This window comes from Psychrobacillus sp. L3, from assembly GCF_042945595.1.
In the GTDB taxonomy this organism is placed as follows: Bacteria; Bacillota; Bacilli; order Bacillales_A; family Planococcaceae; genus Psychrobacillus.
Genome location: NZ_CP168493.1, coordinates 460,351 through 472,697, shown reverse-complemented (window position 1 = coordinate 472,697; position 12,347 = coordinate 460,351). Strand labels below are relative to the sequence as shown.

At 34.5% G+C, this 12,347-nt stretch carries 11 protein-coding genes; 9 read left to right on the top strand and 2 right to left on the bottom strand.

The features are described from left to right. The first annotated feature begins 140 nt into the window (after nt 1-140). From ACEPXD_RS02345 to ACEPXD_RS02310, 8 genes are all read left to right on the top strand, one after another. Nucleotides 141-1,715: a glutathione ABC transporter substrate-binding protein gene (locus tag ACEPXD_RS02345; protein WP_391119580.1), complete on the top strand. Its 1,575-nt coding sequence runs from the start codon at nt 141-143 to the stop codon at nt 1,713-1,715. 59 nt (nt 1,716-1,774) lie between these two features. Continuing rightward, complete coding sequence (locus tag ACEPXD_RS02340) at nt 1,775-3,016, top strand: amidohydrolase family protein (protein ID WP_391119578.1); 1,242 nt, start codon at nt 1,775-1,777, stop codon at nt 3,014-3,016. After that, nucleotides 3,013-4,227: an amidohydrolase gene (locus tag ACEPXD_RS02335; RefSeq protein ID WP_391119576.1), complete on the top strand. Its 1,215-nt coding sequence runs from the start codon at nt 3,013-3,015 to the stop codon at nt 4,225-4,227. The genes ACEPXD_RS02340 and ACEPXD_RS02335 overlap by 4 nt, the downstream gene beginning before the upstream one ends. 75 nt (nt 4,228-4,302) lie before the next feature. Next, nucleotides 4,303-5,199, top strand: coding sequence for a DMT family transporter (locus ACEPXD_RS02330; RefSeq protein WP_391119574.1), 897 nt, complete (start codon nt 4,303-4,305; stop codon nt 5,197-5,199). A 75-nt stretch (nt 5,200-5,274) separates the two neighbouring features. Beyond that, a complete protein-coding gene (locus ACEPXD_RS02325; RefSeq protein WP_391119572.1) occupies nt 5,275-6,120 on the top strand; it encodes a class I SAM-dependent methyltransferase in 846 nt (281 codons plus the stop codon). A 10-nt stretch (nt 6,121-6,130) separates the two neighbouring features. Beyond that, nucleotides 6,131-6,436, top strand: coding sequence for a nucleotide pyrophosphohydrolase (locus ACEPXD_RS02320; protein ID WP_391119571.1), 306 nt, complete (start codon nt 6,131-6,133; stop codon nt 6,434-6,436). A 168-nt stretch (nt 6,437-6,604) separates the two neighbouring features. Next, nucleotides 6,605-7,699 (top strand): hypothetical protein, encoded by a 1,095-nt coding sequence (locus tag ACEPXD_RS02315; RefSeq protein WP_391119569.1) that lies wholly within the window; start codon nt 6,605-6,607, stop codon nt 7,697-7,699. Between the two features lie 182 nt (nt 7,700-7,881). Continuing rightward, complete coding sequence (locus tag ACEPXD_RS02310; protein WP_391119567.1) at nt 7,882-9,252, top strand: DL-endopeptidase inhibitor IseA family protein; 1,371 nt, start codon at nt 7,882-7,884, stop codon at nt 9,250-9,252. Nucleotides 9,253-9,315: 63 nt separating this feature from the next. Here the strand turns inward: ACEPXD_RS02310 and ACEPXD_RS02305 are convergent, their stop codons facing one another. After that, nucleotides 9,316-10,695, bottom strand: coding sequence for a DUF4179 domain-containing protein (locus ACEPXD_RS02305; protein WP_391119565.1), 1,380 nt, complete (start codon nt 10,693-10,695; stop codon nt 9,316-9,318). Next, nucleotides 10,688-11,209 (bottom strand): sigma-70 family RNA polymerase sigma factor, encoded by a 522-nt coding sequence (locus ACEPXD_RS02300; protein ID WP_391119563.1) that lies wholly within the window; start codon nt 11,207-11,209, stop codon nt 10,688-10,690. Before ACEPXD_RS02300 ends, ACEPXD_RS02305 begins: the two co-directional genes overlap by 8 nt. A gap of 688 nt (nt 11,210-11,897) precedes the next feature. Between ACEPXD_RS02300 and ACEPXD_RS02295 the strand changes: the two genes are divergently transcribed. Then, nucleotides 11,898-12,332 (top strand): hypothetical protein, encoded by a 435-nt coding sequence (locus tag ACEPXD_RS02295; protein ID WP_391119561.1) that lies wholly within the window; start codon nt 11,898-11,900, stop codon nt 12,330-12,332. Nucleotides 12,333-12,347 lie beyond the last annotated feature (15 nt).

Below are 12,347 nucleotides of genomic sequence, written 5' to 3'. Positions count from 1 at the left end.
GAAAAGAGAGAATGTAAATAGACATAAAAAGAATAGTCGAAATACTTTAAAAAATAGTAAAGATTTTAAAAATAATATTAATTCTATTATTTATAATTGAAAATTAGGAACACAAATAAATTTTTATGGAGGGAAACTCAATGAAGAAGTTTAAGTGGATACAGTTTTTCGCATTAATGTCTATATTGATGCTAATTATGCAAGGATGTTCAACAGGAAGTTCAAGTAAAAGCGAGGAAAAAGAAGAAAGCCAATCCGCAACTGGAGATAAATCAGGAGGAAAACTTGTTGTAGTGCGTTTATCAGATGCAACTGGTCTTGACCCACATTTCATTACAGATATACCTTCCGCCAATGTTGTTCACGGAAAAGTATATGAAACGCTACTTGCTTTTGATAAAGACAGAAATTTTGCTCCATTACTTGCAACAGAATGGAATCAAGTAGATGATTTAACTTGGGATTTCACATTAAGAGAAGGTGTTAAGTTTCATGACGGCACGCCATTTAATGCAGAAGCAGTAAAAGCTACATTTGATCGATTATTAGACCCGGCAACAGGATCACCTCAGAAAGATAAATTAGGAATGATCTCAGAAGTAATCGTAAAAGACGATACACATGTAACACTTAAATTATCAACACCATATGCTCCATTACTTTCTATTTTAGCAAGCAGTGAAGGAAGCATTCTTAGCCCTAAAATGATTAATGAAACTCCTGATCAATTAGCAACACATCCAGTTGGTACTGGACCTTTCGTATTTGATTCATGGAAATCTGGCCAAGAAATAACCCTTAATAAAAACAATGATTATTGGGGAGAAAAAGTTAAAGTGGATAGTGTAGTATTCAAAGTGGTTCCAGAAGATGCTACTCGCCTGGCTATGGTCGAAAGCGGTGAAGCACATATTTCCGATCAGGTTCCTGTTACTGAAATTGATCGAATTGAGAATTCCGATAAGATGAACCTTTTCAGAACGGATGGTTTAGCAGTAGAATATGTAGGTTTTAACACGACAAAAGCTCCTTTTGACAATGTAAAAGTCCGTCAAGCAGTTAGTTATGCAATTGAAAGAGAAGCTATTATATCAGGCGTTTACAATAACGTTGGAACACTTGCTAACGTTGCGATGAGTCCACAAGTATTTGGATATAGCAAAGACGTTAAGGCATATCCGTATGATGTAAACAAAGCAAAATCTTTATTAAAAGAAGCTGGTTACGATAAAGGTATCAAAGTTACTTTATTAACGAGCGACCGTAAAGAACGAATTAATATGGCTGAAGTTATTCAATCTCAACTTAAAGGTATTGGAGTAGATGTTGAAATTCAAGTAATGGAATACGGTTCATATATTCAGCAAATCGAAAATGGAGATCATCAAATGCTTATTGGCGGTTGGGGTAACGCGACTGGTGATGGAGACTACAATCAATATAACCTCTTCCATTCAGCATCTATTGGTGCACCAGGGAACCATTTCTATTACCAAAACCCTGTAGTAGATAAGCTTATCGAACAAGGTCGTGTAGAAACTGAGCCAAGTAAACGACAAGAAATTTATAAACAAGCAATGCAAATTGAAATGGACGACGCTGTTTATGTTCCAATTAGAAACTACGAGCTTTTAGCGGTATATAATAACAATGTAAAAAACTTTAGATTAGACGCTTCGAATTACCTGATTTTAAATGAAGTGACAGTAAAATAATACACTTCAAAGAGACTGGTAATATTCCAGTCTCTTTGAACTTATTGGGAGGATAAAAGATGAAATCTCTACTTATCAAAAATGCTCGCATTGAAACTGGCTTTACTTATGAAAATGGACGAGTTGTTCAAACCGAAACAGATCTATTTGATGTCCTAATTCAAGATGGTAAAATTATCGAAATAGAAAAAAATATGAAAAGCTCTGATTTTGAAATAATTGAGGCTAACGGCAAATTACTAATGCCTTCCTTCAGAGAAATGCATATCCATGTAGATAAAACGTATTTTAGTGGTCCTTGGAAAGCATGTAAGCCTATAACTAAAGGAATTCTAACGAGAATTGAAGAAGAGCAGGAATTACTGCCAGCCCAACTTCCCTTTGCATTAAACCGCGCGCAAAACATGATTGAGTGGCTAATTTCACAAGGACACACACATATTCGCTCTCATTGTAATGTGGATCCTCAAATCGGAACAAAACATATTGAAATTACAAAAGAAGCTTTCAAAAAGTTTGAAGACCAGGTTACATATGACATCGTTGCATTTCCACAACATGGGTTATTGCTTTCAAAAGTAGAACCATTAATGAGAGAAGCTATGAAAATGGGTGCTACATTAGTTGGTGGTGTTGATCCAGCCACTATCGACCGCAATATTGACCATTCACTTAACACTACAATGGATATTGCAGTCGAATCTGGAAGTGGAATAGACATTCATATTCATGATCCGAACTCACTTGGTGCTTTTGAGTTTTATAAACTTGCAGAACTAACGAAACAAGCTAAAAAAGAAGGACAAGTTACGATAAGCCACGCAATAGCTTTAGGCGATCTTCATGGGAAAGAATTAGAAGAGCTAGTAGCAGTGCTAGCTGAAGCAAAAATAGACGTAACGTCGACTGTTCCAATCAACCGCCCTACAATTCCAATTCCTTATTTACATGAAAATGGAGTATTCGTTTCTGTAGGTCATGATAGCTTAACGGATCACTGGTCCCCTTTTGGTACGGGCGATACAGTAGAAAAATTAAGTATTTTAGCAGAAAGATTTAAATTTATAGACGAATATTCCTTAAATCGTTGTTGGAAATACGCTTCTGGTGGGATTACCCCTCTTAACGATTTAGGAACTAGAGTTTGGCCCCAAAAAGGAGATTTAGCAAATGTACTTCTCCTCGATGCCGTATGTTCAGCTCAAGCAGTAGCTAGAAGACGCCCTATAACACATGTTATTTCAAAAGGAAATATTGCATATACAAATGAGGCTGTTCTAGCGAAGGAGGTTACAAAATGAGTAAAGTAAAATGGCTTTCTAATGTTAAATTAGAAACCGGAGAAAGAGTATTAGACAATGGAACAGTTGAAACAGAAACCACTTTATTTCATTTAAAAGTAGAAGACGGGAAAATTGTAGAACAATTAGCAGCAAATGAAACAATCCCTGTTGGCCATGAAGTGTTGGATATGCATGGTAAGCTTGCACTTCCTACCTTTAAAGAAATGCATAATCATTTAGATAAAACATATATGACGTTAGACTGGAAAGCATGTACTCCAGTCGCTAACTTAAAGGAACGACTAGATTTCGAAGCAAAAGAGTTATCTATTTTAGCTGATAGCGCAGAGCAACGAGCTACAAAAATGATTGAAACTTTATTACAATATGGATCAACGCATATTCGCACACATGTGAATATTGATCCGTATATTGGGCTAAAAAATCTAGAAGGCGTTATTGCTGCACTTGATTCATTCAAAGGCAAAGTAACTGCTGATATTATCGCATTCCCACAGCATGGATTATTACGTGAATCTGTACCTCAATTAATGCGAGAAGCAATGAGAAATGGAGCAACAATGGTTGGAGGATTAGATCCTGCAGGAATTGATAATGCCATCGAAAAATCTCTTCACGAAGTGATGGATATCGCAACTGAGTTTGATGCTGATGTTGATATTCACTTACATGACGGTGGATTCGTAGGTTATTATACTGCAGATAAGTGGATTGATATAGTGGAACAGGCAAATTATCAAGGGCGAACTGCTTTGAGTCACTCATTCTGCCTTGGAGATATCCCTGTTCCTCAGCAAGTTGTTGTCGCAAACCGTCTTGCTGAATCGGATGTAGCCATTATGTCTACTATCCCAATTAATATTAATCGAGTAATCCCACCGATCGACTTATTAGATGCACATGGTGTAAAAGTACACTTCGGTTGTGACGGTTTTTACGATTCATGGAGTCCATATGGCACGGGTGATGTATTAGAAAAAGCTACACGCTTTTGTGAACTTACCCGGAAAATTGATGAGAAGTCACTAAGAAATGCACTTAAATGGGTTACTGGTGGAGTAGTTGCTTTAAATGAGGACGGCAAAAAAGTTTGGCCAGAAGTTCAAGATGATGCAAGTTTCGTATTTTTTGATGCAGTTTCTTCTGCTGAAGTTATTGCTCGAAAACCAAAAGACCGTTTAGTTATGGTTAAAGGTGAATTAATATAGAGAAAGAAGAGAAAGAGTTTATACCTCTTTCTCTTTTCAATTTTCATCAAACGAAAGGAAGATATAACTATACCTATGAAAAAACAGTTGTTTACTTATTTAATTCTTTTAATCTGTGTCATTGCTTGGGGAAGCAACTTTGTCTTTGGATCCATTTTAGTTGCTGTATTCGATCCAAGTATAATCGCATTTTTTCGTCTGATATTTATTCTTATTTTCTTGTTTTTCATGACTTATCGAAATATTAACTTTCGGGAAATAACATTGCACAATTATATTTGGCTAGCAGTAGCCGGTTTAATAGGTGTATCGTTGAACCAATGGAGCTTTTACGCTAGCCTTCAATATACTGAGCCTGTCACTGCTGCATTAATCCTCGCATTATCTCCAATTGTTACAGCATTGCTCTCCTCTTATTACTTTAAGGAGAGAAAAACTTTTCCATTTTGGATTGGTTCTTTTATCGCTTTACTTGGGGTTTGGCTAGTTATTACAAAAGGATCGTTACTTATACCGAACTTCGGGAAAGGAGAAGTATTAATCAGTTTAACGATGTTATCATTTTCAGTTTTCTTAGTTTTTGTTCAACATTTATCTAAATCGATACATCCTTCTACCATCACCTTATTCAGCAATATCTTTGGACTAATTGGTCTACTTCCTTTCGTTCCTTGGAATAAAACCTATCTTGTGTTGTCTGTTCCACTGTCCTATTGGTTATTACTTATCATAACTGCGATTATTATGCATGGATTATGCACGTACTTATGGAATAACTCTATTCAAAAAGTCGGCGCTTCAAAAGCTGCACTTTTGTTAAACCTTGAGCCGTTTGTTGCAATGATTTTCGGACTTGCACTGTTAGGAATTAGTATTCAACCATTACAATTGGTCGGTGCTTTTGTTATTGTTATCGGCGTTTCTATTTCACTGGGGACAAAATCGAGTCATTCACTTTCTATTTCCGAATAAAGTATTTAAATTATTAATCAACTTATGTAAAATCTCCTAAACACAGTGTAAAATGCTTTTATAAGGGGTGATGGAATGAGTACTCGTATGATTGCAGAGATTGTTAAGTGCATGCCACCAAATGAATATGATCCTAGTATTCAAAGTGTGCAAACAGAGCATCGATTGAAGTTAGTAGAATTTTGGGATATTAAATCTGGAAGCAAGGTGTTGGAAATTGGCTGCGGCCAAGGAGATACAACAGCAGTTTTGGCATACATTGTCGGGGATGAAGGTGTTGTACATGGAATTGATATAGCATCGCCTGATTACGGTAGCCCTGTTACAGTAGGTGACTCTATCGATTTTTTGAAGAATTCTTCTATAGGAAGCCGTATAAAAGTAAATTTTGAAACAGATGTACTCTCAGCAGAAATGGATTTCCCAGATAAATCCTTTGATTATATTGTCCTGTCTCATTGTTCTTGGTACTTGAAATCACCAAAAGAGCTCCATGACATATTGAAGAAAATAAAAAAATGGGGACACTTACTATGCTTTGCTGAATGGGACACAAGAGTTCGGACAAATGAACAACTTCCCCATTTCTTATCCGTACTCATTCAAGCACAGTATGAATGTTTTAAAGAAAGTAGCTTATCCAATGTTCGAACACTCTTCACACCAAAAGACATTCAAAACATTGTAGAAAGTGCTGGATGGCAAGTAGTAGCTGAAAAAACCATTGACTCATCTCAGCTTCAAGATGGGAAATGGGAAATCGAAAACACATTGGCTAGTTACAAGGAAGAGCTTCAGTCAACTAATCATTTACCTCATAAATTTCAAGCATTGATTCAATCGGAAATTTATTTATTAGAAGCAGCTAGAAACCAAGACAATGTCAAATCGATGTCTACCTATACTTTTTTAGCGAAGTGAGGAAAAATATATGAAAGAACTAACAGAGAAAATACTTAAATTCAGTGATGATCGAGGTTGGGGAGGAAATCACGATGCTCGTAGTCTTGCTATTTCTGTTTCTTTAGAAGCAAGTGAACTACTAGAGCATTTTCAATGGGTTTCAGCTGAGGAAGCTATTGAAAAGGACAAGCAAGCAATCGTAGACGAGGCAGCGGATGTATTTATTTATCTTCTACAGCTTGCAAATGTGTTAAATATTGATTTAAAAGAAGCCGCTCAACAAAAGATGGAGAAAAACGCTTTAAAATACCCACTCCCTTCCATAACAAAGTAAGTAAAATTAACTTTTATAGAAAAAACGTATAATTTTAACAATAAATAATCCAATATACGGTATGTAAACCAACTTTTTTTACTAGTATTAACCCTAAAAATACAATATCCTTATTAAGGCTTACTAAATACAAATACTGTAAGACTATCGAAATTTAGGGGAATATGCATGAAAAAATTATTATCTATCTTATTAGCAACTGGACTAGTTGGAGCAAATATATTTACTCCATCTACCGCCGAAGCAGCTTCTGTTTCACAAGCTGAATCCCTTGTAAAAATAGCTGAACAAAATGCAGGCGCTTTGAAATGGCAAATTTCGTATGAACTTACGAAAGAAATTAAAAACCCTGATATGAAAATTTTTAACGCAACAAAAGATTCTTACTTAAAAGCAAAGGCAGAAATAGCTAAAGTAAGTGTGAAAGATAAAGTAAAGTTAGAAAAACGTTTGGAAGATAATGTTGGGATTCATTATAGTCGTGCAATGGGTTATATTGATGCAATCACTTCGGGAAAAAAAATTGTAGATAAAGCAAACCAATTCAATACCTTATATGCAGCAAACCCAACTTCTGATGTAACAGAAAAAAATTATCATGAATTATCTAGTGAAATTCGTAAACAAGCAATTTTACTCTACCGTGTTTACGGAAAATCAACACGAGATGCAATATTAACTAAATACAAAACACCTGGTGAAAAGGCTCTTCAATCATCCAAATATGTAATTACTGCAAAAATGCACCTAGATGAATTAGACAATTTGATTACTAAAAAAGCTGATCAAAAAACTGTAGAATCAAAGGTTTCTGTATTCTTTGATTCATTAGATGCAATTGAAGACGATGCAATCATTAATGATTTATATGATGCTTATCAAGAAAGTATTAGAAAAGATTTAAACTTTCTAGCACAAGAGAAAGAAATTATTGAGTTTTTCAAAAAGTCCGATGAGTATGCAAATGCTGAGAACCTTGACGCAATGCTTGGTCTTTATAGCACAGAATATCCTGGTTATGACACTCTAAAAGAAATAATAGGGGCAACTTTTAAAGACTTTGATGTAAAATATGAGACTCTAGGTTTAGAAGTTCATTATATTATAAATGGTTCTGCATTAGTTACCCAAAGTCAAAAGGCAATTATTGATGAAAAGGAAACACTTGAATATTCTACTGCTTACCTTTTAGCAAAAGATGACGCTGGCAACTGGAAATACGAAGATGTGCTAGATCAATCTGACATGGAAGATGAAGAATAAAATATTACTAACTGCAGCGATACTCGTAGAAATATGAGTAGCTGCAGTTTTTTTATGAATAATCTCTGCCTATGTGTACTATTTATAAAAGGTAGAAAAAAGTTTTTTTAATGTAACGGCACGTGGTTGATGACGTCTAATTAAATGTTAGCAATTATATCAATTTATGGAGGGATTATTTAATGATTGGAAATAGTAAAAAGCTTTTAATTACAGTATTAACGATCATCTTGTTAGGCATCCCATTTTCGCAAAATGCACTCGTTTTAGCGAAAGAACAATCGAAAGTTGAACAAAACGCTAAACAACAGAATGATTTAACAACAAAACAAGCTATTAATCTAGCAGTTGAATTTAATAAGGTATCCAATTATGTACAGCGTGGTGGTGATTATAAGAAAGATGAATATAAAACATTTTCTTATAATCAAAAAACATATCGCTATTTATCCAGCTCGATCGATACAAAAAAAGAGTTAAAGAACTATTTAGAGAAGGTTTTAGTTCCTTCTGAAGTGGAGCAGTTTATTAAAAGTCGAGGAATTATTGAATATAAAGGTAAATTAGCTCAAATAGAAGCAGATGGTGGATCTTTATTACAGTGGGAAAAAGCTGCTGCTCAGTATGTGAAAACAGAAAAGAATACGATTTATTATCGATTAACTGTACCTGTATGGAATACTAGTGTAAAGCAAGACTTCATAGTTGAGTATCAATATGTGAACAAGATAGGATGGAAAATTAGAAAAGAGCCTAAACAAGAGAAAAGTACAGCAATTTCCGCAAAAATAGCTATCGAAATGGCGGCGAAATTTAAGACAGCTTCAAGCTATGTTCAAGCTGGTGGGGAATATGGAACTGGTGAGTACAAAACGTTTTCTTTCAATGGCTCTACGTATCGTTACCTATCGAGCAAAATTGATACCAAAAACAAATTGGTAAACTACTTAACACAATCGATGACCCCATCTGCTGCCGAGCAGTTTATAAAAGACCGAGGAATTATTGAATACAAAGGAAAACTTGCTCAGATTGAAGCGGACGGTGGTTCATTAGAGGAATGGACAAAAGCTAATGCAGAGTTCATTAAGACCGATAAAAACACAACATTTTACCGAGTAACTGTTCCTTTCGGAGAGATGAAAGAAAAGCAAAAGTATATTGTCGAATATCAATATGTTGAAAAAGTTGGATGGCGAGTTAGCAAAGAACCATATTGGGATTTGGATATCGCAGGTAATATAAATCCTATTTCAATTCTTTTCAATTACTTACTTGTTGATTTAAAGGTTGCACAAAATCAGTTTCTTCCCTACTCTACTTTTAATATAACTGAATTTAAAAAAGGCATTAAAAAAGTCGAATTCATTAAGTTAACAGAAATCGGAAGAAGTGGTTCCCAAGTGGAATATATCGCATCTATTAATGTGGAGGTAGAAAATAATTATTATGGACCTCTTATGAATGGTGAAAATAAAATGTATTTCACTGTTCAACCAACCGGATATATGGAATTTAAAATAGATCAGGTTGGTATTGTGAATATGTATTAAATCGACTTATTGAAAAATGAGGTTCTTGAACAATGAAAAATTGTTCAGAACCTCGTTGTTTTTCTATTTTATTTCCACCTGTACATTCTCTTCAATCCACGATGGGTAAAATTCGAGATCTAATCGTATTGGATTTTTAAAGGTTGTAAAAGACTTGTTGGGCAAATCAAATTCAATTTTCTTTTCAACTTCTGAAATGTTAATCATTGAGCCTTTTACATAGTTAGAAACAATTGGTGTACGTCCTCCATAGTTTATATAGAATTCTTTTTCATTGGCGTCTATAAATTTTGGAAGATAAACAACATTCATATTGTAATCCTTATCGCCTATTACTGTAAAACTAACTCTTGCATCTTTCACTTTCAAGTCTGAGAATATTGAAGTTGAAGGCAGTTTATCAAACTTTTTCGATATGGCATCGATTAAGATATAAGCTTCATCTTTATCCATCGCTGCAATTTTTCCAAATGTTAATGTTAATTTTTTCGGATTATAAAAGTAAAAAGATTCTTTTAGAGGCACTTCCCATACATTCCCTTTCTCTAAGGGCTTATATGCATTACAAGGGATAGCTGACCATTTCCTACCCAATTCGTCGACCAGTTCTAATTCATCAAATGGACAAGCAAGAAGTTTCTTTGTGTTACTAGGATCTTCTTCTATCCTAACAACCGTACGTATTGGGTCGACGATTAAATCCTTTACTTTAAAATGTTGTCCTTCAACCGTAACTTCTTTGTTTACAATAATATCCTTACTCTCTATATCCATCGTTTTATAAGTAAATGGAATTTTAAAGTTTTCTATTCTTTCACCATTCTTTAATCCTATCTTCCAAGAGAGATCCTTTTTATGTGTAACCTTATCAATATGCATAGACCCGCTATAAAAATCAGGGGCTTGATTTGGTGTCAACGGTAGGACTGAATTAATGAATTCCCAACGTTCTCCGCCGTTTATCCCCGACCATAATTGAAGATACTTTAATTCTATAGAGTTCAGATCAACTTCTTTTGAATGTACAGAGTAAAAAATAACTATTCCTTTGTCATCAGCAATTACTCCATCAAGTGTCACTGTAATACCATTTTTTTCTTGCGACTTATTTATTGGTTGGTAGTAGTCATTTTCAATCGCTGCTACTAACCCTTTATCTTGTTGTATAAGCGCAACTATCCGATCCAACCCAGGTATCGATGCAACTTTATTAGCGAATGCGGGAGAAACACTGATCGATGTGATAAATGAGATGAGAAGGATTGCAGCAACAAAAACTGACCATGAACTCCGTTTTATTAACTTTTTTCTTTTTAATGCTCGTTCCTTTTTCGCTTTCTCAAAACCATTTCTTACTGCAAAATGTAGCTTTTCCATTGGCACATCTACTTTATCGATCGTTTTTTTCCTCTGCTCCAATTTCTTTTCTTCCTCCTCAAACACGTTTAACCTCCCCTTTCTCTTCAAAATGGTTCCTAAATGCACGTAATGCCTTATGTAGCCTCGTTTTGATTGTTCCTTCCGGTGTATTCCACATAACGGCGATGTCCTTTATTTTGACATCTTCAAAATACTTCAAGTGCAATAGCTCTCTTTCGTACTCTGAAAGATTTAGTAGAGCTTCCTCCACCTCTAAAAAAGTGAAATCTTCACTTACTCCTTGGATGCTAATTAAATATTCCTCAAATACTTCCCTCTTACTTTTCTTTAAGACATCCTGGCAATAGTTCATCATAATCCGGATTAGCCATGTCTTAAAATAAGCAGGCTCTTTCACTGTTTTTATACTTCGGTATGCCCTATATGTCACTTCCTGGACTGCCTCTAGTGCATCTCCTTCATTTTTTAAAAAAGATATAGCTGTTCGGTACAATGCTTCTTCATATGAATGGATTAATTCTAAAAATGCTTCTTCATCGCCTATTATTGCTTTTAGCACCAGTTTCTTTTCGCTCAAGATTTCACCTCATTTCAGTTGTCCCTATCTATTAGACATACAACTTTAAGAAAAGTTTTCAGAAAATAAAATACATCTATTCTTACTATGATTCTGCTCAGCATTGCCGTGTGAAATGAATAAAATCGGATTCCATTTGTTCGGAACCTGGTTTTCCTAAAAAAATTACACATTATTTTAAAATTAGCTTACTTCTATAAGTTTAGCTTACCAAAAGCCTTGCTAAATGCCCTTTACTGCTCAAAATTATTTCCATAGAGTCAAGCGAAGCTTCAGTAAGCTATTCACTTTGACTGGACAAACATTAAGATGCTATGGTTATTTTAGAAATGACATTTTTCAAAAATTCTTGTATAACAGTTGTAGCCCAATCATAACAATTGTTAGTAATAAACAAACAATTATTAAATATGAATTAATAAGCTTACTAATATAATTCGCATTCCTGATGCATAATACAACATATAATTGAATAAGTCATACATAGCATAATAAAAGAACTATTTCATTTTTGGTTGTTGGATAGCGTTCTTATGCGTTCCCACTGTTACCTTAACTATTTTATTATGCAATGAAAACGAGTTTTCGACTTATTTATAAAGAAAATATTCCCAAAATTGAAGATATTATATACGAGTTAGGGTATACTTATAGTATGAGTCCGTGTAAATGTAAAGGAGGTATTCATATGTCCGTCGCTAGTTCAGCATCGCAAGTGAACCTGGATTTTCTAATAAATGATTTAGGTCTCCGTCAAGTAGCCAATACTTCTGTGTTTCGTAAAGGGAATATTTTTGTTATTTCACCATCCGTTCAAAATAAATCCAACACATTTGAACTCGGTGAATCTCTTATGAAAAAATATAATCACGAAAAAGATGAAGGGTACTTACTTATTCGTGTAAAAGATAAGTTTCTAATGGCAAAACTTCACTCTTTCCAACGAAAAATGATGACTTCTGAAACAGAAAAAAGCACTAAGAGCAAACCCTCTTTCTGGAAATTCAATGTAATTGAATCCATCATCCCAAGAATAGAAAACAGTGGAGATAGAGAATTAATGTATAAAATTCAATCCCCTACCCCAAAACAACTGATTACTTTTTTCAATAAAATGGAGTAGCCAAAAAACACCCCG

Bases quoted from the DNA above. Each gene is read 5' to 3' on its own strand.
- ACEPXD_RS02345 (WP_391119580.1), top strand. From the start codon at position 141: ATGAAGAAGTTTAAGTGGATACAGTTTTTCGCATTAATGTCTATATTG.
- ACEPXD_RS02340 (WP_391119578.1), top strand. From the start codon at position 1,775: ATGAAATCTCTACTTATCAAAAATGCTCGCATTGAAACTGGCTTTACT.
- ACEPXD_RS02335 (WP_391119576.1), top strand. From the start codon at position 3,013: ATGAGTAAAGTAAAATGGCTTTCTAATGTTAAATTAGAAACCGGAGAA.
- ACEPXD_RS02330 (WP_391119574.1), top strand. From the start codon at position 4,303: ATGAAAAAACAGTTGTTTACTTATTTAATTCTTTTAATCTGTGTCATT.
- ACEPXD_RS02325 (WP_391119572.1), top strand. From the start codon at position 5,275: ATGAGTACTCGTATGATTGCAGAGATTGTTAAGTGCATGCCACCAAAT.
- ACEPXD_RS02320 (WP_391119571.1), top strand. From the start codon at position 6,131: ATGAAAGAACTAACAGAGAAAATACTTAAATTCAGTGATGATCGAGGT.
- ACEPXD_RS02315 (WP_391119569.1), top strand. From the start codon at position 6,605: ATGAAAAAATTATTATCTATCTTATTAGCAACTGGACTAGTTGGAGCA.
- ACEPXD_RS02310 (WP_391119567.1), top strand. From the start codon at position 7,882: ATGATTGGAAATAGTAAAAAGCTTTTAATTACAGTATTAACGATCATC.
- ACEPXD_RS02295 (WP_391119561.1), top strand. From the start codon at position 11,898: ATGTCCGTCGCTAGTTCAGCATCGCAAGTGAACCTGGATTTTCTAATA.